The following is a 25,516-nucleotide window of genomic DNA, read 5'->3' on the forward strand; positions in this document are numbered from 1 at the left end:
ATAAATATACTATATTTATAATTTTCTAACAATACATATACCCCCTAGTGTATTGTTTTGCCATACATATAACCAAAAGAGGCCATTACCGAAGTAACAGCCTCTATAAGACGAGAGAATATTCAATTAATCAATACTTTGTTGAAACCGTTGTGCCCGATACGCTAACCAACCTTTGCGTATCATGTAAATGCAAATCCCAATAGTCACTGCAACAGCACTGCCGAGCATAGCATCGACGCCACATGCATACACTGCGTATGCACAGTATAGAACACCTGCGGCAGCGACAAAATAGAATCGCTCAATGCGACGTTTTTCTAAGCCAGACATGTGCATCATAGTCGGTACTGCAATAATGCAGAGGATATAAGGCACTACATTAGTTACAACCGCAAGGTTTACCAATGTTTCAAATTGATCACGAAGGGAATCATTAGCTGTGAACAATGTAAGAATTGTTTCAATAGCTAATAAGATAAATACACCACGCACAGGTGCATCTTTGCTATTTACACGAGCAAACACCTTAGGAAAATAACCTGCTTCTGCTGCATTCTTGAATACTCGAGACAATGTAAATTGCCAGCAAAGTAATGCACCACAGCAAGAGATGATCATGAGCGCCATGATGACATTTGCAATTGTGTCATTGAACATGTATGCAAATGTGAGACCAAATGGTGCATTGGAATTTAATAATTCTGTGTTAGGCACGATACCGGCCATAACATTAGTGGACAAGATGTAAATCACCGCCACTGCTAATGTACCTGCAAATGTTGCAATTGGCACGTTTTTCTTTGGATTTTCTACAGCATCTGCATTTGCTGCTGCAGATTCAAATCCTAGGAAGCCCCACAATGTTAAAGCAATGGATTGTTTAATTGCTTCAAAGAACGGCAAGTCGTTTGGATTCCATGCCGCCAAATACGTATCTGGGCTAAACCAGAACCAGCCAATCGTACCAATCAATAACACTGGTACAATACAGCCCCAAATAGTAATATTGCTGAGCTGACCGGTAAAGCGATTTCCTCTAAAGTTCAAAATCGCTGCAAACCATAACAAGACGATTGTTACTTGACTTGTTTGCGTTGCATTTAGATCAACACCAAAGAATTCTGAGCCATAGCCAACTGCGGAAACTGCAATCGCTATATTAGCAATGATGAGAGATATGCTGTAAGCATAGCTCGCCATAAAATGTCCAGTCTTACCGAAGCGATGTTCTGCATAACCGCCCATGCCTCCTTTAATTTGGGAGAACATACCCGCTTGAGCAAAAATATACGCTAGTAAAAGCGCACCCACAGCTGTCACGAGCCAAGATAACACTGAAATAGTACCAACTTGAGCCAAATTGGTTGGTAACATAATGATCCCAGCTCCTAGCATATTGGCTGCTACCATTGTGGTTAGCTGGAATACAGACATTTTTTTAGCGGTGGTTTTCATGTATCAATCCCCTTTCGTAAGGTGAATTTTTTCTCGTCCATAATTCACGTAATATATTAAAACCGCTAAGTACGTTCAGTTCCTGCTGTAATGGGCGGGAATGTGAAAGTACCGTTTTTATTTGTTTTTCGAATTAATAATAACACCATAGGTGGTAAATGAAAAGTACTTTATTAGTGGACACCGCATATTACACGAATTGAATAAAAATATAGTAATTATATATTATTTTTGATTAGAAACGGTATAAAGAATGTAAGAGTATCATTTTCTTTCAGTTTAATCAATCAAATATATGAAAAATCACTATCTATTCAAGTTATAGTATCTTGCTACAAGACCATTGTTTATTACACGTCCACTTCAAAAAGACACAAAATAAATAAGATTGTGCTAATTTCACCATACACCAATTAAGATTTAAAACTAGGTGGTCCATATACAAAAATTGGCCTCACCCACAGGTGAAGCCAATTTTATAATCTAAGAAATCATTTAAGATCCTAACAGATACGCATTACTCTTGTACAGAGTTTACGATAGATTTCCAGCTATCGATTTGTGCTTCTTCGTTAGCAATAATTTGCTTACCATTATTACGTTGTCTTTCCACACATTCTGGAGCCGTACCAGAATAGTTGTTACGACCTGCTACACAAGCTTCAATGGAAATAGCATCTAGAATGTCCGCATCAAAATGTGGAGAGATTGCTTTGAAATCCTCAACGGATAAATCAAGTAATACACAACCTTTTTCGATACAATGATGCACAGCATTGCCTACAATTTCATGAGCCTCACGGAACGGCACACCTTTTTTCGCAAGGTAGTCTGCCATATCGGTAGCATTCGAGAAATCGTCATCGAGGACAGCTTTCATATGAGTCCCATTGACCTTCATACCGCGAATCATCGCCGCATTAATGGACAATGCAAAGTGTACCGTGTCGATAGCATCAAAGATGCCCTCTTTATCCTCTTGCATATCCTTATTATAAGTAAGTGGCAAGCCTTTCAATGTGGTCAAAAGCCCTAACAAATGGCCATAAGTACGGCCTGTTTTACCACGAACGAGTTCACATACATCAGGATTTTTCTTTTGTGGCATGATGCTAGAGCCTGTGCAATGCGCATCATCAAGTTCAATAAAATTGAATTCATTAGAGGACCACAAAATGAGTTCTTCGCTAAGACGACTCAAATGCATCATCACAAGAGATGCAAAGGATAAGAATTCAACCACATAGTCACGGTCAGATACGGCATCCATACTATTTTCGTAAATACGGGAGAAACCCAATAATTCTTGCGTATATGTTTGATCAATACCGTACGTAGAACCTGCTAAAGCCCCTGCACCAAGTGGCATAATGTCTGCGTGTTTGAAGACCATCAACAAACGGTCAAAGTCGCGTTCTAGCATAGAGAAGTATGCCATCATATGATGACCGAACAATACAGGTTGTGCCCGTTGTAAATGCGTATAGCCAGGCATGATAACATCGCTGTATTTTTCAGCCGTTTCAATGAGTGCCTTTTGCATATCGACAATGAGCTCGCCCATTTCTACTACGGCTTTACGCACGTACATGTGTAAATCAACTGCGCATTGGTCATTACGGCTACGGCCTGTATGTAAGCGACCACCTGCTTCACCAATATCATCTGTTAGGCGTTTTTCAATATTCATATGAATATCTTCAAGAGCCACGGAGAATGGGAACTCACCCTTATCAATTTGGCCTTTTATCTTTGTTAAGCCCTCAACAATAGCGTCCCGATCTGCGTCGGAGATAATATTTTGTTTTGCCAGCATTGTAGCATGTGCTTTACTGCCTGCAATATCTTCGGCGTACATCCGCGCATCAAAAGCGATAGAGGACGTAAAATCCTCTACCGCTTTATCTGTGCCTTTTGTGAAACGCCCGCCCCACAATTTAGCCATTATTTACCTGCCTTTTCTTTCATTAAAGCATTAATTTTGAGAGGTAATCCGAACAAGTTGATGAAACCTGCTGCATCAGCTTGGTTGTATACATCGTCTTCTTCGAATGTTACGAAATCTTCACTGTACAAGGAATATGGTGAAGTTGCACCAGCGGAGATAATATTGCCTTTGTACAATTTAAGTTTTACATCACCAGTTACAGTTTTTTGAGTTTCATCAACGAATGCTTGTAGCGCGTTCATCAATGGTGCAAACCACATGCCATCATATACGAGTTCAGCGTATTTGTTAGCAATAAGTTCTTTGTAGTGGTATGTTGCTCTGTCGAGGCAAAGGTATTCAAGTTCTCTATGAGCATACATGATAATAGATCCACCTGGGTTTTCATAAACGCCACGAGATTTCATACCAACCAATCTATTTTCAACGATATCTACAACGCCTACACCATAGTGTGCGCCGATTTCGTTGAGTTTTTCCAATAATTGAAGAGGAGTGCCTTCTTGACCATCAACGGCTACAGGTACGCCTTCTTTGAAAGTTACAGTTACATAACCAGCTTCATCAGGAGCTTGTTCAGGTGTATGTGTTACTAAATATACATCATCTTTAGGAGCATTTGCTGGATTTTCAAGATCCCCACCTTCATGGGATAAATGCCATACATTTTGGTCCATGGAATATGGATGAGATTTAGTTGCCACAACTGGAATATCATGCTTAGCAGCATATTCCATGCAATCTGTTCTAGATTTCAAATCCCATTCTCTCCAAGGAGCGATGATTTTCATATTAGGTGCCAACGCTTTAATAGCCAATTCGAAACGAACTTGGTCATTACCTTTACCAGTTGCACCGTGAGCGATGGCATCAGCACCTTCTTTTTTAGCGATATCTACAAGAATTTTGCCAATCAAAGGTCTAGCAAAGGATGTACCTAATAAATATTTACCTTCATAAACAGCACCAGCTTTTACAGTTGGCCATACATAATCTTTCACGAAATCTTCTTTAGCATCAACGATATATGCTTTAGATGCGCCGGATTTGATTGCTTTTTTCTCAACTGCATCATAATCCTCAGGTTGGCCAAGGTCTACGCATACAGCGATAACTTCAGCGCCATAATTTTCTTTTAACCAAGGAATGATAACGGATGTGTCTAAACCACCAGAATATGCGAGTACTACTTTATTTGCTTTACCCATGATAACACCTCATAAACTAAATTATACTAGGTATGATTCATACCATTTATTATTATACTACGAATTCATTATGAATTCTTCATGTCTTATCGACTACAGGTGTTAGTATATCACTGCATATTTATAAATGCAAGTAGAAATTTTATTCAATTATATAATATATTTCGTTTACGAATAATATATCTTATTCTATACCAAGTTCTTGCTTATATGCATAATCTGCCTCAGCTTGAGATATCATACCTTGATCTACCATTTGAACAAGAACTAATTTTTGACGCGCTTTTGCACCCTTGTAATTTTCATAGGGGTCCAAATAGGTTGGTGCATTTGGTAAAGCCGCTAGCATTGCACATTGGCCTAAGGTCAATCGACTAGGGCTGGTACCAAAGTACCCTTCGGACGCTTCTTTTATACCATAATAGTTATGTCCATAATAAACCGTGTTCAAATACATGGTTAAAATCTCATCTTTTGTATAGTAATGCTCCATCTCTACCGCAAGGATGGCTTCCTCCGCTTTACGCGTCATCGTCCGTTTAGATGATAAAAATAGATTTTTTACCAATTGTTGGGTAATTGTACTACCGCCCTCAACTGTTTCTCCTGCTACACTATTAACATAAAAGGCACGCGTTACACCGAGCACATCGATGGCACCGTGTTTGTAATAGCGCTTATCTTCAATAGCCACAAGAGCACGTTTCGCATTGTCTGGAATGCTTTCCGATTTCACCCATTTATCTTTTGGCACACGTTGATGAAGCGCGGCTTCAACCTTTTCTCGGAAGGTAAAAATACGATGCAAGCGTTCCCACCGACTTAATGTATCTTCATTTTCTTCAATTGTCTGTTCTACAGTTGTATGAGCCTTACTAACGCGATTTGTTCCTTGATAGCTTTGATATGTATCATATACATATATAGCCCCTAGCAATATACAAATGATAAGAACTAATCGGCGCACTATTCGAAATATAAACATAGATTCACCTATGCCTGCCTTCTAGCAGACTTCTAAGTATACAAACTTTCCCAAATAACATTCCCACAATACAATTATATGTTGATTGTATTGTATCATAAGTTATCTATTTTTAGCATACCTCTACATATTGTATTTGTTAACCATATTGTCGTATAATAGATAAGATGATGAAGCATGCCCAAATTGGAGGAGTATTATGAAACAGTGTATGGATTCAGACAATCTACATCGTCGATTACGTAAAATTTTAGGTCAAGTGCAAGCTATTGATCGAATGATTGAAGAAGACATTCCTTGTGAAGATGTACTAGCCCAAATCAATGCAGCCAAATCCGCGTTGCATAAGGTTGGCCAAGTGGTCCTCGAAGGACATATCAACCATTGTGTACGCGATGGTATACAACATGGTGATGTAGATAAAACAATCAATGACTTTACAGTTGCTGTAGAGCGCTTTGCCAATATGGGAAAATAAAAAGAGGCAATATCCTAATGATTAGGGTATTGCCTCTTTTGCGTATTAGTCGTGGTTCGTTGTTAAGAACTCGCTAAGTGCTGCTAATGCATCATCTTCATCAGCACCATCAGCAGTTAAGACTACGGATGTGCCTTTTGTTGCACCCAATGTTAATACAGTCAAAATGGATTTAGCATCTGCTGTTTTACCATTTGCTGCGATAGTCAATTTGGACGCAAATTTTGCAGCCAATTGTGTAAATGCAGTCGCTGGACGAGCATGTAAACCAGATTCGTTTGTGATTTCTACTGTTACTTCTTTCATGAGTTACCTCTTTCTACGGAGCGCACAAAAACGCCTAATATCTTTGCTATTAATATAGGTATTGTATCAGTTTACCCCTATCAAATTCAAGTTTGTTTTTATGAAAGCTATGGTCTATGCCAAACCTCTTTCAGCAAGCAATGATTTTGCATAGGCTGTGATTTCTTCAGCTGTATTCATAGTCAATGCTTTTTGAGCAAATGCTTCACATTCTGCTTTTGTAACAGAGCGTAAAATATTTTTAATCAATGGAATGGATGATGCAGTCATAGAGAATTCATCAAGTCCTAAGCCCAATAAAATCATAGTTGCAACTGGATCACCCGCTAACTCACCACACATACCGGTAAATTTACCTTGTTCGTGACTCGCATCAATTACGTGTTTGATGAGGCGCAATACAGCTGGATGCAATGGTTGATATAAATTGCCGATGGCCTCATTCATACGGTCTACGGCCAATGTATATTGGCAAAGGTCATTCGTACCGATACTAAAGAAATCTACATATTTAGCCAAAATCGGAGAAATAACGGCTGCCGCTGGCACCTCAATCATAATACCTACTTTGATATCTGTATTGAAAGCTATCCCTTCAGCCATTAATTCTTCCTTGCATTCGTCGAGCATAGCATTTGCCGCTTTAACCTCTTCTACGGATGCAATCATAGGATACATGATGTGAATATCCCCAAATGCACTGGCCCGAAGGAGTGCACGTAATTGAACCTTAAAAATATCAGGTCGATTCAAGGAGATACGAATGGCGCGATACCCGAGGAATGGATTCATTTCTTCTGGTAAATCTAGACATTTTAATTCCTTGTCACCACCGATATCCATGGTACGAATGATGACAGGTTGGCCCTTCATACTCTCTGCTACTTGTTTATATTGTTCAAACTGTACATCTTCTGTAGGCAGTTCATCGTTTTCCATGTAAAGGAATTCGGTGCGATATAAGCCGATACCTTGAGCGCCCATGGTCAACGCATGGTCCGCATCTTTAGATTTACCAATATTACCGAATAAATCAACATGATGTCCGTCCTTTGTAACGGCTTCTAAATTGGCAGAGTCCTTCAAGCGTTTCAATTCGTCTTGGAAATCTGCTGCTTCTTTTGTATAACGGTCCCATTCTTCATCGGATGGTTCTGTAATGACTTCACCATCAGTGCCAAGTACAACAGCACGCACATCGTCAGTAAAGCTTTCAATATCACCGACACCCATAACGGCAGGAATTTCTAAGGTGCGCGCCATAATAGCCGCATGAGATGTAGGACCACCAGCAGCTGTTACAATACCTTTTACGACATTTTTATCTAGTGAAGCCGTATCAGATGGAGCCAAATCGTGAGCCACGATGATAACCTCACCGGAAATATGAGATAAACCGCGAGGGTTCATGCCAAGCATGTTACGCATCAAACGATCGCCGATATCTTTAATATCCGCACCACGTTCACGCATATATGGATCGTCCATACCGATGAAAATAGCCGCAAAGGTTTCTATCGTTTGCGCCGTAGCAGCTACGACGTTCATCTTTGAATTTTCTACAAGGGACTTAATGCCATCAGACAAGGATGGATCTTGTGCGATTTGCATATGAGCTTCAAAAATAGCAGCCTCATCAGCCCCCATATCAACCAATGCTTTTTGACGAATCGTATCTAATTGTTTAAGGGTAGCGGCCATAGCACTAGCAAATTTTCCAATTTCAGCCTCTACTTGGTCATCAGCTACCTCATAATCAGGTATTACGATTTCTTCTTGTATATATTTGTACACATTGCCAACAGCAACGCCTCGAGATCCAGAAATCCCTTGAATTCGCATGTGTGTTCCTCTTTCTATATCCGATAAACTACATTACATTATATTTTAACATTTTTACATTGAACAATAAAGAGAGACCCTATTCTGTGTTATAATGTTATATTATATATAGTTAATCGTAGACTTTCACGCGTATCATAGTGAAAGTCTACTCTATTGTAGGGAATTGTCGCATGTAATCGAGTGCGACTACGAATAGGAGTATGTATGAAATTAACAAAAATGCATGGTCTCGGCAATGATTTTATTCTCTTTGCTGATTCCCATGGAGCTAATAAAGATTATACAGATCTTGCGATTCGCCTCTGCGATCGACGCACAGGCATCGGTGCTGATGGTCTTGTAATCGTTGTACCATCTAATACATGTGATGTACGCATGCGCATCATCAACTCAGACGGCAGCGAAGCAGAAATGTGTGGCAATGGCATTCGTTGCTTTGCCAAATATGCCTATGAACACGGTGAAATTACAAAAGATACTTTCACCATCGAAACATTAGCAGGCGTTATGAAACCAACATTGACCATCGAAAATGGCATTGTTACACAAGTGACAGTAGACATGGGCAAACCTTTCTTTAACAGTAAAGACATTCCTATGAATGTAACCATGGATAAGGTCATCGATGTAGACCTCGATGTAAATGGCGAAACAGTAACGGTAAGTTCCGTTCTTCTCGGTGTACCTCATACAGAAGTTTTTGTGGATGACATCACGAAAGCACCTGTTACAACACAAGGTCCAATTCTTGAAAAACACGATGCATTCCCATCCAATACAAATGTGAACTATATCGAGGTCGTAAACGACCACCATATTAAGGTCCGCACTTGGGAACGCGGTGCTGGCGCCACGCTTGCTTGTGGTACAGGTTCCTGCGCATCTGCTGTTATGTCCCATGAAAAAGGTCTTACAGGACGCGAGGTCGATGTAGAATTATATCTTGGCACATTACACATCAGTTATTTGGAGGATGGCACGGTTCTTATGACAGGCCCTGCTGAGGAAGTATTTGAAACAGAACTTCCTATCGAATAATATGAAGTGGTTACAATTACTATTACAGGCATACCTAAAATACAAACAAGGGCGTACCATGATGCCAAATAATATAGGACTATTGATATCATTAATCGTTTCTATCATCATTATTCTGGCCTCTGTCATGTTTAGTGTCCCCATCGGCTACGCATTAATCCTCGTATGGTTGTGCTTCGCTTATGCTCTGTATCGACAAGGATATAATCCAAAAGACTTACTCCGCATGTCCTGGACGAGTGCCAAAACCTCAATCGTGGTTATGCAAATCTTTTTGCTCATCGGCTGGCTCATAGCCATGTGGCAAGCATCAGGGATTATTCCCATGATTATTGCGTCTGGTATCGAATTAATCAATCCAAATCTTTTCATAATCTGCGCATTTTTAATTACATCCTGCGTGAGTATGTTACTAGGTACATCGCTAGGAACAGTGGGCACTATCGGTATTGTACTAATTACAATTGCCAAAGCCGGTAATCTACCTATTGATATTGTAGCAGGTGCCATTATGGCAGGCGCTTATTTAGGAGATAGAAACTCACCTCTATCCTCTAGCGCCTCTCTCGTAGCGGCTCTAACGCATACAAAAGTAAATAGTAATATACCGATTATGTTGAAAGATAGCATACCTGCTCTCATCATCAGCTGTATATTGTATCTACTCTTATCCCTATGGTTTCCACTAGACTACACTAACAGTTATCTACCAGATACGATTCATTTCGTTTTCAATATCCATTGGACATTATGGATACCAGTTCTTATCGTTATTGGTTTATTACCAACAAAGCTATCTATACGCTGGCCTATTGGTATTAGTGCACTGGCGGCAGCCATCCTCGCAGTTATCCATCAAAATTATACAGTAATGGATATGTTGCAATTTACCGTATTGGGGTTCCATCTTCCGGATTATAATCCGCTATCGGATATTATCCATGGCGGGGGGCTACAAACGATGTGGATACCAACCCTATCTATATTCATGGCTTGTTCCATTTCCGGCATGCTCGAAGGCGTTGGTTTTTGGAATGATATTCGCAGCCTATTACAACATGTATCAGGACGTGCCAAACTCTTTGCGTCGAATGTACTAATTGCATTTATTACAGGTGCTCTTGGTTGTAGTCAAGCAATTGCGGTAATCATGACACATTCGATTATGCGTACCACCTATGCAAAGGAACGCATTCATGACGAAGATGTTATGCTAGACTTTGAAAATAGCGGCATTCTTATTGCAGCCTTACAGCCCTGGAATATTGCGGCTCTCGTGCCGGTCATTATGATGGATGTCTCGCCTGCCGGTTACGTACCCTTTGCGTTCTTCTTATACTTAGTACCACTCATCTACTGGTATCGCTTGCGATGCAAGGAACAACGAATCCATTAATACATTCTATTTTTACGAAACATAGAGGAAAACTTATGATTTATACGATTACTTTCAATCCAGCATTGGATTATATCGTTCGCTTAGACCACTTAAACCCTGGCACTATCAATCGTACTGAACAAGAATATGTACTGGGTGGCGGCAAGGGCATCAATGTGTCAATCGTACTCAATAACCTAGGTATGGATACGACGGCACTTGGGTTTATCGCTGGTTTTACAGGTGACGAAATCGTGCGTCAGCTCAATGAATTTGGTGTCCGTGAAAATTTCATCCGCCTCAAAGAAGGTTTGACCCGCATTAACGTTAAGGTAAAAGCATCCGATGAAGAAACGGAAATCAACGGTCGTGGTCCTATCATCGCAGACGATGAGCTGCTCGCCTTATATGCCCAACTCGATGCATTAACAGATCAAGATACATTAATCTTGGCAGGCAGTATTCCGTCTAGCCTTCCAAGCGATATGTACGAAATCATTATGGAGCGCTTAGCCCATAAACATATTCGTATCGTCGTAGACGCAACTAAAGATTTATTAACCCGTGTATTGCCATACAAACCATTTTTAATCAAACCAAATAATCACGAATTAAGCGAAATTTTCGGACGTACATTATCTACAAAGGACGATTTAGTGGCTGCCGCTAAGGAATTACAATCCCAAGGTGCACAACATGTGCTCATCTCTATGGCTGGCGATGGTGCTATCTTGGTGTCAGCTGATGGTACAGTCTATACAAGTCCTGCACCTAAAGGGACTCTTATCAACTCCGTAGGTGCCGGCGACTCTATGGTGGCCGGTTTTATGACAGGATACCTCAATACCCAAGATTTACAACAAGCCCTCTATTGGGGCATTGCTACAGGCTCTGCTTCGGCCTTTTCGGAGAATCTAGCCACTAAGGACGATGTCCTCGCCTTGCTTAACACCATTCGTTAATTTTATTATTCATTATATATGTACAGTAAGGAGTACACACATGAAGATTACTGATTTATTAAAGCCCCAATCAATCCTGCTAAATGCATCACCAACTAACAAAGCGGATGCCATTTACACTCTAGGTGATTTAATGGATAAAGGCGGCAACCTATCTGACAAGGCAGAATACTTAGAAGCTGTCTTTGCCCGCGAAGAATCTGGTTCTACTGGCCTTGGCGACGGTATCGCCACACCACATGCTAAATCAATAGGCGTAAAAGAGGCTGGCCTTGCTGCTATGGTCGTTCCTAACGGTGTTGATTTCGAGGCCCTCGATGGACAACCATCTCGCCTATTCTTCATGATTGCAGCCCCAGAATGCGCTGCAGACACTCATGTAGAGGTATTGAGCAAATTAGCAACTATGGTAATTGATCCGGACTTCAAAAACGCTCTCATCCAAGCTGCTACAGTTGACCGTTTCTTAGAACTTATCACTGCCAAAGAAGAAGGCAACTTTGATCCATCTGTAGAAGGCTATATCAAGACGGAAGCTGAAAAAGCACCAAGCATTACCGATGCTGTCGAAGCAAAAGCTACAGAGGCTATGGAAATAGTGGTTCCTAAGGTATCTGTAGATAATCCACATTACGAAGTATTAGCTGTTACAGGCTGTCCTACCGGCATTGCTCATACATACATGGCTGCCGAATCCTTAGAACGTAAAGCTAAGGAAATGGGCATCTCTTTAAAGGTAGAAAAAAATGGTGCCTCTGGCATTAAGGATGCACTTACAGCCGAAGAAATAGAGCATGCTAAATGCATCATCGTCGCTTCTGACCGCCAAGTTGAAATGGCTCGTTTTGATGGCAAACCTATGATTCAAACGAAAGTGGCAAACGGCATTAATAAAGCAGAAGAATTATTGCGTGAAGCTATGTCTGGTACAGCACCGGTATACCATGCGTCTCAATCGGATAAAGACAGTGCTGCCTCTTCCATTGATGCGGCGGATAGTTTGGGTCGTCAAATCTACAAGCATTTGATGAATGGCGTATCTCACATGTTGCCATTCGTTATCGGCGGCGGTATCCTAATCGCTCTCGCATTCCTTTTTGACACATTTGATCCAGCTAATGCTAAAAACTTTGGTTCTGGTACACCATTATCCGCATTCCTAATGAAAATCGGCGGTGCTTCCTTCGGATTTATGTTACCAGTTCTAGCTGGCTATATCGCTATGAGTATTGCAGACCGTCCAGGTCTTGTAGCTGGTTTCGTTGGTGGGTTGTTGGCAAACCAAGGTGGCTCCGGTTTCCTCGGCGCCTTGATTGCAGGCTTTGCAGCAGGTTACTTAGTACTTTTAGTTAAGAAACTCGTATCTGGATTACCTCAAGCATTAGAAGGTACAAAACCAGTACTCTTCTACCCTGTACTAGGTGTATTGTTCATCGGCATTGCTATTACATTTATCATCAATCCACCAGTATCCGCCTTGAACGAATGGCTTATGAATTCCTTGCAAACAATGGGTACTACTAGTCGCGTATTATTAGGCCTTGTATTCGGTGCTATGATGTCTGTTGATATGGGTGGTCCTGTAAACAAAGCAGCCTATGTTATCGGCACAGGTGCTCTTGCAACTGGTGAATATGGCATCATGGCCGCTGTTATGGCTGGTGGTATGGTTCCTCCATTGGCGATTGCCCTTTGTACAACATTCTTCCCTAGTCGCTTCACAGAAGCAGAACGTAAATCTGGTATTACAAATTACATCATGGGGCTTTCCTTCATCACTGAAGGCGCTATCCCATTTGCTGCAGCTGACCCTATCCGAGTATTGCCTTCTTGCATCATCGGTGCTGGTACAGCTGGTGCATTATCCATGTTCTTTGAATGTACATTGCGTGCACCTCATGGTGGTATCTTCGTAGTGCCAACAATCGGTAACCCACTTCTTTACCTTGCATCCATTGCAATCGGTTCCGTTGTGGCTTGTATTATCTTGGCTATTGTAAAACCAAAACTCAAAAAATAATATCATCATTAGACTAATTAGTTTAATAATTATAAATAACTGACTAATAACTAATGTATGCAAAACACCCTATGTCACAATACTGACATAGGGTGTTTGTATTTATAGATTATCTAACTACATCATCATAAAATGTACCATATACCATTTTAAATATGCGATTAGCAACATGATAGCTTTCAAAATCAAAGTCCGTAGGCGTTAAGAATGTAACATTCTCATAGCCTTTAAGAGCTGGTTGTGTTGGTTTACTTTCACCATTAAGAGTGTAATCCTGTTGATTTAGTACCGTCCCTACAATACCAGATTCCATCATTTTTATATTCCATATTTCATTTAAAGAAAAATCTGGCATCCTTGTTTTTAGCTGTGGTGCCTTGGCTACCATATTAGCAAAGGAAAGGTTTAAGTCATAGTCATAACGAACCATGTATTCCCTAATTAAATCAGATGAAGGCAACACAACATATATCTTAGCCTCTATATTTTTTGTATGCGCATTTGTAGAGTTATCTCGAATAGTGCTTAATTCAATATATTTACCATCTCCACCACCTGTATCACCTTTAGATAGAATCCGGGCAAAACGACTAGTATCTTGCAACTCAGAATTGGACACAGCCTTCACGGTGTTAAAAGAAGCACACAAAACGCATACTAGTACCATAAGAAATAAAAAACGTTTCATAAGGCACCTCATTTCACTACAATGTCGTCAAAATGCTGCTGATACGCTACAGTAAACATAGCGTCTGCTACAGCAAATAAGTCTTCATCAAACCGACCACGATCTAATGGACGTAATTGATGTTCTAAAGGAACTTTACTAATAACCTCTGTACCGTCTACATTATATCGTTTCACCTCTTGTAACTCGACTTGTATCCCTGATTTATCCTGTGCAGCCTTAATCACGGCGTACATAGATGCTGATGGTTTTACAAGATTCATAGCTTGTATTAAGGACCCTAATGAGTAATTCGTATCGTACGAAGCAGTTAATTCATATTCTGTAATAGATGTACTTCGAGGAGTTTCATAAACAACATAAAAAGTACCTTTTAATTTATAGTACGGTGCTGCGTATTCTAGAGACTCTACAGAATATGTATTTAAATAACTTACCAGCTTATTTTGTATAGAACCTCCTTCATAGGGATACGATTTTTGATACACATTTTTAAATTGCGGTGAACTATTTAATTCATTAATTGAAATAGCTTGAATTTGCATGGTAAAAGTAGCCATCACTATACATGCTAATAGGAATTTTCTAAACATGTTCTCTCCTAAAAAAACAAAACTCGGATAAATTACCCAAAGCATACCATATTTTATTAAGAAATGTATACATAAGTCTAATATTCTCTCGACTTCAAATTGTCAGCATTAATACCTGTATTACCATCAATTATTATAGTAGTATTACCTTCTGCTACAGTTTTTTTCTTACCGCTATTTTTACAAATTTAGAAATAACTACATAACCAGTCTTAACCTTATTACAAATTACTTGATATACTTTATCTTCTCAACATTTAGATGATTTAGTTTCTCTTCTGTTCTCTAATCAACTATTATGCCTCTATAACATATAATTTTAAATTTAATTCTAAATTTCTAATTTCCTGTAATACCATTTTCACTTGATATAACCTATATTTTGGGAAATTGTACAATTAACCATATTTATGATAAACTATATAAATATAAATAATTTTTAAAATTATAAATTATTATTTGAAATCTAGTTCGGAGAATAATTCATGAAATCATCTAAGAAACGTCAAGTGACTGCTGCGTTTTTTGCAGCAGCAGCATTGGGTGGCGTTGCTCACGCAGCTCCGGTCCTTAACATGAATGATTTAGTAGGATGTAAGACTACTTCTGAATCAACGACAGAAACTATTAATAATGTAGCGACTCCAGTCGTACGACCAATGGATACTCAACCTACGGCACCAACTACACAGCCAACAGTGATTACTCCTCAACCAGCAGTTGCACAAAATGTACAAATACAACAAGGTGATACAGTACAATCAGCTCCAAAAGTAACGCCTATGGTCCCTCGTGTGCGCCCAGTACCAGTTCCAGATACGGCTAAAGCTTTAGAGGAACAATATAGAGCCGTTTCACAACCACAATACGTTGTTAACAAACAAACGAATACTATGATGGAGCCGACATTGGCTATGCATAGTTTAATCAATGTACAACGCAAAACTGAGCCTGTTACCGTACAAAAGCAAGTAGATGGAAAGCAACAAACACAAACAACCCAAGTACAACGCACACCTATTGTTGTACAAGAGCAATCTACAACGCCAATGGTAGTTGCCAACACGACAACGACTAAAGCAGTTGTAGCAAAACGGACATTAACCATTCGCGATCTACAACGTGCTGAACGCGAACGTCTAGCTAAATTAGCGGAAGAACAAGCTGCACAACAAGAAGCTATGCAACAACAAAGCAATGAACAAGCGCAAGCAGTGCGCCAAATGGCAGCAGAACGAGCTGCAGAAGCTCAACGTCAAGCTGCATTATTGGCTCAACAACAAGAGGCACAGCGCCAAGCTGAGTTATTAGCTCAGCAACAAGCAGCTCAACGTCAAGCTGCTATCAAAGCGGAACAAGAGCGTATTGCAGCTCAACAAGCTGAGGCTCAACGTCAAGCTGCTATCAAAGCGGAACAAGAACGCATCGCTGCTCAGCAAGCCGAGGCTCAACGCCAGGCTGCTATCAAAGCGGAACAAGAACGCATCGCTGCTCAGCAAGCTGAGGCACAACGCCAAGCCGCTATTAAAGCAGAACAAGAACGCATCGCGGCTCAGCAAGCCGAAGCCCAACGTCAAGCTGCTATTAAAGCAGAACAAGAACGTATCGCTGCTCAGCAAGCCGAAGCCCAACGTCAAGCGGCTATTAAAGCAGAACAAGAACGTATCGCGGCTCAACAGGCCGAGGCTCAACGCCAAGCCGCTATTAAAGCAGAACAAGAACGCATCGCGGCTCAGCAAGCCGAAGCCCAACGTCAAGCTGCTATTAAAGCAGAACAAGAACGTATCGCTGCTCAGCAAGCCGAAGCCCAACGTCAAGCTGCTATTAAAGCGGAACAAGAACGTATCGCTGCTGAACAAGCTGAAGCAGATGCAGAAAGAGCTCGTCTAGATGCAGCCGCAGCAAAGGCAGCTTCTGACGCTGCTGCAAAAGCCCAAGCGGAAGCAGAAGCAAAAGCTCGAGCAGAAGCAGCTGCTGAAGCTCAACGCCAAGCAGCTATTAAAGCTGAACAAGAGCGTATTGCAGCGGAACAAGCTAAAGCAGAGCAAGAAGCAAAAGCTAAGGCTCAAGCGGAAGCTGAGGCTCAGCGCCAAGCAGCTATTAAGGCTGAACAAGAGCGTATTGCAGCAGAACAAGCTAAAGCAGAACAAGAAGCAAAGGCTAAAGCCGAGGCGGAGGCTAAGGCTCAGGCCGAAGCAAAAGCTCGAGCAGAAGCTGAAGCGAAGCAAACCCAAGAGCCTAAATTACCTGAATCCTATATTAATGAGCGCAACCAGGCATCTACAAAAGGTTCTACTACAACGGGTGAAAAGAATATACTTTCACAGCCAATTGATCCACCATTACAAGCTGATACATCTGCAAAGATTACCCTCACCTTTGACATCAATAATTACGAGTCAATGACGGGTACGGTGGATAATAAAGAGATTAAATATCGCGCATTTGAATATATCCCATATGTATCAAATCCTATCGATATTGATCAGCAGTACATGAACATTTACATACCTGAAGAGTATTTCAATAATGGCACTGTAAATGGTTATAATACACAAACAGCACCAATCTTTATGCCAAATAATGTTGGCGGTTATATGCCAAGCCAACCTATGGCACCAAAGGTAGAAAATAATAAACCAAATAGTGCTCTCTATGCATTATCTAGAGGTTATGTTGTTGCATCCCCTGCTACACGAGGCCGTACAAATAAAGCATCTGATGGTAACTTCATCGGCAAAGCACCTGCAGTCATTGTAGACTTACAAGCGGCTACAGCTTATTTGCACGCTAATGATGCGACTATGCCAGGTAACGCAAAACGTATTATTACGAATGGTACTAGCGCAGGCGGTGCCGTTTCCTTATTACAAGGTGCAACAGGTAATACATCTGATTACCAACCATATCTACAAGCCCTTGGCGCTGCTACAGCATCTACTGATGTATATGCGTCCTCTGCTTATGCACCGATTACAAATCTAGATGCTGCAGATATGGCTTACGAATGGAGCTATAACGGCATCACATCATTTAACAAAGTAACTATGGGACAAGGCGAATTACCTCAAGCTAATGTAGGTGGTGCGCCAGCTCCAATCCAACGCAGTGTACAACGTGTAAACCTAACGAGTGATGATGTGGCATATTCTGATTTACTTAAGAGCCACTTCCCTGACTATGTAAATAACTTACAATTACGCGATAGAACGGGCGTCATTTTAAAACTCGATAAGAAAGGTAATGGCACATTCAAGCAATATGTAAAATCTTTCATTATCGATGCAGCTAATAAAGCTAAATCTAATGGTACTGATTTATCTCGCTATTCCTTCCTTGTATTAGATAAGAATACAGGTATGGTGAAAGATATTGATTGGGACGCTTATAATAGCTTTACTAGTCGCTCTAAAGCACCAGGTGCATTCGACTCTAGATCTAATGATTCTGGTGAAAATAGCCTATTCGGTACAAGCACTAGCGAAACTAATCACTTCACGATTACAGCAGCACTACATGATACAACGCCTAATAATGATGTATATGTAGAAAACGCTAAAATCGTTACTATGATGAACCCTATGAACTATCTTGGTTCTCCGAGTGCAACAAATGCTAAATATTATCGAATTCGCTACGGTACAGCAGACAGCAATACATCCGTTGCTATCCCATTAATCGTGGGCACTCGTGCACAAAATCTTGGATATAGTGTAGACATGGCTACACCATTTGCTGTGGATCACGCTGGCGATTACGATTTGCAAGATTTATTCAACTGGATGGATTCTATTGTAAAAAACGGTAGATAATCTATCTCGATTATAAACTTATTCCATAACGTAACAAGGCTGTAATAGCATCTATCCATGATGCTATTACAGCCTTGTTTGTTATTTTATCTTATATCGACAACAAAGGCGTACTAAACAAGCAGGACGCCTTTATTACTAGTATTATATTGAAATATTATTAATCTTCAGGGAATAATGCAGTAGACAAGTAACGTTCGCCTGTATCTGGAAGGATAACTACAATATTCTTACCTTTATTTTCAGGACGTTTTGCCAATTCTGCAGCGGCCCACAATGCAGCACCGGAGGAAATACCTACCAAGATACCTTGTGTATGACCGAAGTCTTGTGCTGTTGTGAAAGCATCTTCGTTTGCAACTTGGATAACTTCATCATAGATTTTAGTATCCAATGTTTCAGGAATAAAACCTGCACCAAGACCTTGGATTTTATGTGGGCCTGGTTTACCGTTAGATAATACAGCAGAGTCTTTAGGTTCTACAGCTACAACCTTAACATCAGGATTTTGTTCTTTCAAGAAACGACCTGTACCAGTTAATGTACCACCTGTACCAACACCAGCTACGAAAATATCTACAGCACCATCTGTGTCACCCCAGATTTCAGGGCCTGTAGTTTTATAGTGAATTGCAGGATTAGCTTGGTTTACGAACTGGCCTGCTTCTACAGCACCAGCAGTAGCTGTTACGATTTCTTTTGCTTTTGCAATCGCGCCTTTCATACCAAGTGCACCATCAGTTAATACGAGTTGTGCACCATAGCCAAGCATCAATTTACGGCGTTCGATGGACATTGTTTCAGGCATTACGATAACAACCTTATAACCAAGCGCAGCGCCTACAGCGGATAAACCAATACCTGTATTACCAGATGTAGCTTCTACAATAGTACCACCTGGTTGTAATTCACCAGATGCAACAGCAGCTTGAATGATAGCAGCTGCGATACGATCCTTTACGGAACCACCTGGGTTAAAGTATTCAAGTTTAGCTAAAATATTAGCATCAGCACCTACGCTTTCACCAAAACGAGTAGCTGCCAACAATGGTGTTTTACCAATTAATTCAACAAAAGATTTTGCGATTTTAGACATAATCAACACTCCTTATATTCGGATATTATGGATACTATAAATGGTATGTAATATATAATTATGTGCCTCTTAAATAGAGCCATCCCAATTATCATATTTTGTATCTAGTTTTGCGTATGTACCATCGATAACATCTTGTAAGGTCACACTTTCTAGATAATCGTGAATGTAATTTTGTAGCCCAGCCCAGAACCCAACAGTACGCTCATTAATAACATCATCCGCGGAAACACCTTCATCTAGAGATGAAATAATAGCCATCGATTCTTCTGTAGCCATCAAAATTTCAATGATTGTATATTCATTAGGTTTTTTAGATAAACGATAGCCGCCGTATTTACCACGAATGCTATCAACTAAACTGGCCGCTCCTAATCGAGCCACAATACCTTCTAAATATTTCTCAGATATGCCTTGTCGTTCTGCAACAGAACGTAATGACACTGGTTTTCCCTGACCTTGCTCAGCTAGATCGATGAGAACCATCAATGCATATCTTCCTTTTGTAGAAATTCTCATGTATATTGCCTTTCTTTTTAAAAGCTAGCGCCCCTTGAACAAACATTTTATATACCTCCTATGCGAATACATAAAACCTTGTACATCGCTAGGAATTAATTTTATTATAGAATACTAACTGTAAAAATGCAAGGGTTTATTTCCTACTTTGTTAAAAGGTTTTACAAATAACAGTATTTACCTATACTAAATGGATATACTACGACATACTACGACAAAAAGACCAGTCCGAAGACTGGTCTTTTTGCGTATAGTTTGTAGTTTGTTATATGAGGTTTACATTGGTGAATTGGAGAGTGTTTCACCATGTAATGGGGCTTACCGGTATCGTTGGAGATACGATCCGTGCCCAAGTATTGTCATTTGAGGAGGTTGTTGGTCTATCTAGTAATCTTAGATTTTACCTACTAGGTCAAGACCTGGTGTTAATGTATCTTTACCTGGTTTCCAACGTGCAGGGCACACTTGGTCGCCATGTTTAGCTACGAATTGAGCCGCTTGTACTTTACGAACAAGTTCTTCTGCGGAACGACCGATACCCATATCGTGAATTTCCGCTGTTCGGATAATGCCTTCTGGGTCAACTACGAATGTACCGCGGTATGCCATAGCAGATTCAGGATCGAATACATCGAAGAAATCAGCTAATTCGTGTTTCTTATCAGCCAACATGTAGTATTCGATTTTATTAATGCTTGGAGAAGCATCAGACCATGCTTTATGAACATATTCAGAATCAGTGGATACGGAGTAAACTTCGCAACCCAATTCTTTTAATTCTGCATAAGATTCTTGTACGTCTTCTAATTCAGTAGGGCATACAAATGTAAAATCTGCTGGATAGAATACGAATACAGACCATTTACCTAAAACGTCAGCGGTGCTTACTTTTACTAATTCAGGTTTCTTGAAAGCATCAAGTGTAAATTCAGGGAGTTTCTTACCAATAATAGACATTGTGTCCTCCTTTATATTTCTAAATAACGATTAATATATGTTCTATTGATGTACCTACATCAAATCTATATCTATCTTTGTCTATATAATAACACTAATCATTTAAAATAGCAAGCGTTATTTTTAAATTTATCGATATATTTTTCCAAGATTTTTCGATGTAGATAAAAAAGAAGAAAGATGCTCATTTCTGAGCATCTTTCTTCTTTTTCTTTACTACAACAGTCTTACTGCTTATAGCATAATCAAAAGCAATTAAACCTGCTAGATTAGCAATACCTCGTCGTGCTATATGCCCCGTCGTAGATTGTTCTTTACCAGATTTACCATATACAAACTGTTCTAGCTTGAGAGCAGCTAATATAAAGATACCGATAATAGATAAAATGGATCCCATTTCTGTTCTCTATTTTTTTAGTTCTAAAATTGCGTCTACAAATCCGCGGAATAATGGATGCGCATTATTTGGACGAGATTTCAATTCTGGATGTGCTTGTGTAGCAACGAAGAATGGATGGTCCTTAACTTCGATACTTTCAACAAGACGACCATCTGGAGATGTACCAGAAATAACAAGGCCTGCATCACTCAATTGTTGACGGTATTCATTGTTGAATTCATAACGATGACGATGACGTTCGTATACAAGGTCTTCACCATATACTTCACGAGCTTTTGTACCCGCTTCCAATTTACATGGGTAGATACCAAGGCGCATTGTACCACCTTTTTTATCTACATCGACTTGATCACTCATCAAGTCGATAACCTTGTATTTTGCATCTTCATCAAATTCGCTAGATGTAGCACCTTCCATGCCACATACGTTACGAGCAAATTCCATTACAGCAGATTGCATACCAAGGCATAAGCCGAGGAATGGAACCTTGTTCTCACGAACATAATTGATTGTACGGATTTTACCTTCTACGCCACGGGAACCAAAGCCACCAGGAACAACGATACCATCAATGCCTTCGAATACTTCTTTAGGATCTACAGAAATATCATCGAGTTCTTCGGAATCAATCCAACGAATGTTTACCTTAGTATCAGTTTCGATACCAGCATGGCTCAATGCTTCTGCCACGGAAAGATACGCATCGTGCAACGCTACATATTTACCTACGATAGCTACAGTAATGTCTTTGCTAGGGTTCAAGATTTTATGAACCATTTCTTTCCATGCAGTCATATCGCAAGGGCGTTCTTCAAGGCCCAATTTCTTGATAACAATATCATCAAGGCCTTGATCTTGCATCATCAATGGTACTTCATAGATGGAGTCACAAGTTTGGTTTTCAATTACAGCGGCTGGCTCTACGTCACAGAACAATGCCAATTTTTCCTTCATTTCGTCGGAAATGTGTTTTTCACTGCGGCATACCAAGATGTCTGGTTGAATACCAATACCGCGCAATTCTTTTACGCTATGTTGGGTAGGTTTTGTTTTTAATTCACCGGCTGCATTGATGTACGGTACCAATGTAACGTGAATATACAATACATCGTTACGACCTACATCTTTTTTAACTTGGCGAATTGCTTCCATGAATGGCAAGCTTTCAATATCGCCAACAGTACCACCGATTTCAGTGATAACTACATCGGCATTATCTTCTTTACCTACGCGGTATACGTTTTGTTTAATTTCATTTGTCACATGAGGAATAACTTGAACAGTGCTACCTAAATAGTCACCCTTACGTTCCTTATTGATAACAGACCAATACACCTTACCAGCAGTAATATTGGAACGTTTACTAAGATTAATATCAATAAAGCGTTCATAGTGGCCCAAGTCCAAGTCTGTTTCAGCACCATCATCGGTTACAAATACTTCGCCATGTTGGTAAGGACTCATTGTACCAGGATCAATATTGATATATGGGTCAAATTTTTGAATGGTTACATTAAAACCACGGTTTTTCAATAATCGGCCCAAAGATGCAGCTGTAATCCCTTTTCCCAAGGAAGAAACTACGCCGCCTGTTACGAAAATATACTTAGTTGCCATGATGCCTCCCACCTATTACATTTTTTCCGGAGCGGAAATACCTAAAATACCCAAGCCTTGACGAAGTACGAGGGCAATCGCTGTGATTAACCCAAGACGAGCTTGTTGCAACGCTGGATCTACGCCAATGATACGACCTTGACGATAGAAGGAGTGGAACATGCTTGCCAAATCGTATAAGTAACGAGCAATACGATGAGGTGCACGATGTTCAGCAGATTGAACAACCTCTTCTGGATATTCAGCTAATTTCTTAATTAATTCTAATTCCATTTCACTTGTAAGTGTTGTGAAATCAGTTTCACTATAATCACCAAATGCAATGCCCGCTTCACGCACTTGGTTATAAATGCTGTGAATACGCGCATGAGCATATTGAATATAATACACTGGGTTATCATTGCTACGAGATTTTGCCAAGTTGATATCAAAATCAAGTTGACTGTCTAGAGAACGCATCAAGAAGAAGTAACGAGATGCATCTACACCAACCTCTTCAATCAATTCATCTAATGTAACGCTATCGCCACTACGTTTAGACAATTTAACGAGTTTGCCATCACGGAATAACGCTACCATTTGTAATAACAATACAGTTAATTTATCTGGGTCGTAACCAAAAGCCGCCATAGCCGCTTTTACACGGCATACATAACCATGATGGTCAGCGCCCCAAATGTCGATCATTTCTTTAAAGCCACGATCATATTTATTGCGATGGTATGCAATATCTGCTGCCAAATATGTAGGCACACCATTGTCACGGATGACAACGCGGTCTTTATCATCGCCATAATCTGTGGATTTTAACCACAAAGCGCCATTCTTTTCATACACCTTGCCAAGAGCTTTCAAAGCCTCTACGGAGTGGTGAATTTCTTCTGTTTCATGAACGGTACGTTCAGAGAACCAATTATCAAAGGTAACGCGGAAATTGCGTAATGTTTCTTCTAAACGAGCTAATTTTTCTTTCAAGCCCTCTTCTTTGAACAAAGCTACACGATCAGCTTCGTTCATATCATTTAATGTATCAAAGCCTTCGCGTTCCGCAATTGCTTTCGCTGTTTCGATAATATCAGGACCACGATAACCGTTTTCAGGGAACACAAGAGCCCCTTCTGGAACATCGAATTCTGGCATGGAACCATCTTCATTGCGTTTAGGTGGGAATACCAATGTAGCACCTTGTAACTCTTGGAAACGGTACTCGATGGAAATCGCCATATTGTCGATTTGGTTACCCGCATCATTAATATAGTACTCAGATTGTACATTGTAACCTGCTGCACGCAACAAGTTTACAAGTGCACTACCATAAGCAGCGCCACGACCATGACCTACGTGCAAAGGGCCTGTTGGGTTCGCACTTACGTATTCTACTTGAATTGTATCGCGAGCACGCAATGGTTGCACACCATATTGATTACCAGCATTCAAGATAGCTTTCAACGTATCATACACCATATCGGATTTTAAGAAGAAGTTGATAAAACCAGCGCCAGCTACTTCAGCACGTTCAAGCCAATCAAAATCCATATGACTGATTAATGCCTCTGCAATAGCCCGAGGGTTTTGACGAGCCACACGTGCGGATTGCATGGCAATGTTCGTAGAAAAATCGCCGAATTCCTTTTGAGGTGGCACTTCTAGAACGATTTCTGGATATTCCCCAGCTGGCAAACCACCACTATTAATCGTTTCTTGTAATGCCTGTTCAATCCCCGATTTCAGGATTTCCTTCATGTCCATGCTCTGTATCCTCCCGCACGTCTATATCTAACTGATTATAAAATTGCCATTCACCTTCTATGGAAATATCATATCCTAAATGAACACGACCCGTTCCATTGTGAAAGTCTACTGTTAATTCATGTGTTTTTACGGCCATGTGAAGATCGCCTAATGGCGTTTCATATGTGGACTGGCGTTTCTCACCGCGAATGTATTGATGCCGCATATTGACAGCACCAGTACGCAAAAGAACAATGGAATCTTCATAAATCTTGATGGTCGTCTTAACCCCTTCAAGACCTGTTACGCTCGATTCTTCATAGCGAATATATTGGACTCCGTTCTTTTCATGCGAAGTACCTGGAGAAATTAATTCCACCACAGTATCCTGCCCATCTATGTCTCGTTGTACACTTTTTACGGATACTAGAACCCGTTTCATGTTTTTCTCCTCCATGGTCATAACATATCAATATA

The 25,516-nt window shown here is 40.3% G+C and carries 21 protein-coding genes; 6 read left to right on the plus strand and 15 right to left on the minus strand.

Going from position 1 to position 25,516, the window contains the following annotated elements; genetic code table 11:
- Positions 1-126 precede the first annotated feature (126 nt).
- The 4 genes from potE to O3617_RS05715 form a co-directional block, all read right to left on the minus strand.
- The gene (gene potE / locus O3617_RS05700; protein WP_371449107.1) at positions 127-1,458 is read right to left on the minus strand and encodes a putrescine-ornithine antiporter; all 1,332 of its coding nucleotides are present in this window, start codon (positions 1,456-1,458) and stop codon (positions 127-129) included.
- A 517-nt stretch (positions 1,459-1,975) separates the two neighbouring features.
- On the minus strand, positions 1,976-3,403 hold the full coding sequence (argH, locus tag O3617_RS05705) for an argininosuccinate lyase (protein ID WP_371449108.1): 1,428 nt from the start codon (positions 3,401-3,403) through the stop codon (positions 1,976-1,978).
- The gene (locus tag O3617_RS05710) at positions 3,403-4,614 is read right to left on the minus strand and encodes an argininosuccinate synthase (protein WP_009661511.1); all 1,212 of its coding nucleotides are present in this window, start codon (positions 4,612-4,614) and stop codon (positions 3,403-3,405) included. Before O3617_RS05710 ends, argH begins: the two co-directional genes overlap by 1 nt.
- A 184-nt stretch (positions 4,615-4,798) precedes the next feature.
- Positions 4,799-5,599 (minus strand): transglycosylase domain-containing protein, encoded by an 801-nt coding sequence (locus O3617_RS05715; RefSeq protein WP_371449109.1) that lies wholly within the window; start codon positions 5,597-5,599, stop codon positions 4,799-4,801.
- Between the two features lie 199 nt (positions 5,600-5,798).
- On the opposite strand from O3617_RS05715, the gene O3617_RS05720 reads away from it, so the two are divergent.
- Positions 5,799-6,077 carry a metal-sensing transcriptional repressor gene (locus tag O3617_RS05720; RefSeq protein ID WP_005377006.1) on the plus strand — a complete coding sequence of 93 codons (279 nt, stop codon included), beginning with the start codon at positions 5,799-5,801 and terminating at the stop codon, positions 6,075-6,077.
- Between the two features lie 45 nt (positions 6,078-6,122).
- Here O3617_RS05720 and O3617_RS05725 read toward each other — a convergent pair whose 3' ends face one another.
- Together O3617_RS05725 and ptsP are read right to left on the minus strand one after the other, a co-directional pair.
- Positions 6,123-6,383 (minus strand): HPr family phosphocarrier protein, encoded by a 261-nt coding sequence (locus O3617_RS05725; protein ID WP_005377050.1) that lies wholly within the window; start codon positions 6,381-6,383, stop codon positions 6,123-6,125.
- A gap of 114 nt (positions 6,384-6,497) precedes the next feature.
- Positions 6,498-8,225: a phosphoenolpyruvate--protein phosphotransferase gene (gene ptsP, locus O3617_RS05730; RefSeq protein WP_371449110.1), complete on the minus strand. Its 1,728-nt coding sequence runs from the start codon at positions 8,223-8,225 to the stop codon at positions 6,498-6,500.
- Between the two features lie 207 nt (positions 8,226-8,432).
- Between ptsP and dapF the strand changes: the two genes are divergently transcribed.
- From dapF to O3617_RS05750, 4 genes are read left to right on the plus strand one after another with little or no spacing between them, the layout of a single operon-like run.
- Positions 8,433-9,266, plus strand: coding sequence for a diaminopimelate epimerase (dapF, locus tag O3617_RS05735; RefSeq protein WP_371449111.1), 834 nt, complete (start codon positions 8,433-8,435; stop codon positions 9,264-9,266).
- Between the two features lies 1 nt (position 9,267).
- Positions 9,268-10,662, plus strand: coding sequence for a Na+/H+ antiporter NhaC family protein (locus O3617_RS05740; protein WP_371449112.1), 1,395 nt, complete (start codon positions 9,268-9,270; stop codon positions 10,660-10,662).
- A gap of 35 nt (positions 10,663-10,697) precedes the next feature.
- On the plus strand, positions 10,698-11,606 hold the full coding sequence (gene pfkB / locus O3617_RS05745; RefSeq protein WP_371449113.1) for a 1-phosphofructokinase: 909 nt from the start codon (positions 10,698-10,700) through the stop codon (positions 11,604-11,606).
- Between the two features lie 40 nt (positions 11,607-11,646).
- Positions 11,647-13,626 carry a fructose-specific PTS transporter subunit EIIC gene (locus O3617_RS05750; RefSeq protein ID WP_371449114.1) on the plus strand — a complete coding sequence of 660 codons (1,980 nt, stop codon included), beginning with the start codon at positions 11,647-11,649 and terminating at the stop codon, positions 13,624-13,626.
- 109 nt (positions 13,627-13,735) lie between these two features.
- Here the strand turns inward: O3617_RS05750 and O3617_RS05755 are convergent, their stop codons facing one another.
- Together O3617_RS05755 and O3617_RS05760 are read right to left on the minus strand one after the other, a co-directional pair.
- On the minus strand, positions 13,736-14,314 hold the full coding sequence (locus tag O3617_RS05755; protein WP_371449115.1) for a hypothetical protein: 579 nt from the start codon (positions 14,312-14,314) through the stop codon (positions 13,736-13,738).
- A gap of 8 nt (positions 14,315-14,322) precedes the next feature.
- On the minus strand, positions 14,323-14,907 hold the full coding sequence (locus O3617_RS05760; RefSeq protein ID WP_371449116.1) for a hypothetical protein: 585 nt from the start codon (positions 14,905-14,907) through the stop codon (positions 14,323-14,325).
- A 485-nt stretch (positions 14,908-15,392) separates the two neighbouring features.
- Between O3617_RS05760 and O3617_RS05765 the strand changes: the two genes are divergently transcribed.
- On the plus strand, positions 15,393-18,719 hold the full coding sequence (locus O3617_RS05765; RefSeq protein WP_371449117.1) for a subtype B tannase: 3,327 nt from the start codon (positions 15,393-15,395) through the stop codon (positions 18,717-18,719).
- A gap of 160 nt (positions 18,720-18,879) precedes the next feature.
- On the opposite strand, the gene cysK is transcribed toward O3617_RS05765, so the two are convergent.
- The 7 genes from cysK to O3617_RS05800 all read right to left on the minus strand — a co-directional run bounded on the left by cysK (position 18,880) and on the right by O3617_RS05800 (position 25,481).
- Entirely contained in the window at positions 18,880-19,815 is a 936-nt protein-coding gene (cysK, locus tag O3617_RS05770) for a cysteine synthase A (RefSeq protein ID WP_371449118.1), read from the minus strand.
- A gap of 69 nt (positions 19,816-19,884) precedes the next feature.
- On the minus strand, positions 19,885-20,334 hold the full coding sequence (locus O3617_RS05775) for an Rrf2 family transcriptional regulator (protein WP_371449119.1): 450 nt from the start codon (positions 20,332-20,334) through the stop codon (positions 19,885-19,887).
- 393 nt (positions 20,335-20,727) lie between these two features.
- Positions 20,728-21,291: an alkyl hydroperoxide reductase subunit C gene (gene ahpC / locus O3617_RS05780; protein ID WP_005384032.1), complete on the minus strand. Its 564-nt coding sequence runs from the start codon at positions 21,289-21,291 to the stop codon at positions 20,728-20,730.
- A gap of 184 nt (positions 21,292-21,475) precedes the next feature.
- A complete protein-coding gene (locus tag O3617_RS05785) occupies positions 21,476-21,688 on the minus strand; it encodes a hypothetical protein (protein WP_371449120.1) in 213 nt (70 codons plus the stop codon).
- Between the two features lie 9 nt (positions 21,689-21,697).
- Positions 21,698-23,308 carry a CTP synthase gene (locus O3617_RS05790; RefSeq protein ID WP_275249410.1) on the minus strand — a complete coding sequence of 537 codons (1,611 nt, stop codon included), beginning with the start codon at positions 23,306-23,308 and terminating at the stop codon, positions 21,698-21,700.
- Positions 23,309-23,323: 15 nt separating this feature from the next.
- Entirely contained in the window at positions 23,324-25,057 is a 1,734-nt protein-coding gene (argS, locus tag O3617_RS05795; protein WP_371449121.1) for an arginine--tRNA ligase, read from the minus strand.
- A complete protein-coding gene (locus O3617_RS05800; RefSeq protein WP_371449122.1) occupies positions 25,023-25,481 on the minus strand; it encodes a DUF1934 domain-containing protein in 459 nt (152 codons plus the stop codon). The genes argS and O3617_RS05800 overlap by 35 nt, the downstream gene beginning before the upstream one ends.
- Between the last annotated feature and the right edge of the window lie 35 nt (positions 25,482-25,516).

The organism is Veillonella sp. 27098_8_77, assembly GCF_041431535.1.
Classification (GTDB): Bacteria; Bacillota; Negativicutes; order Veillonellales; family Veillonellaceae; genus Veillonella.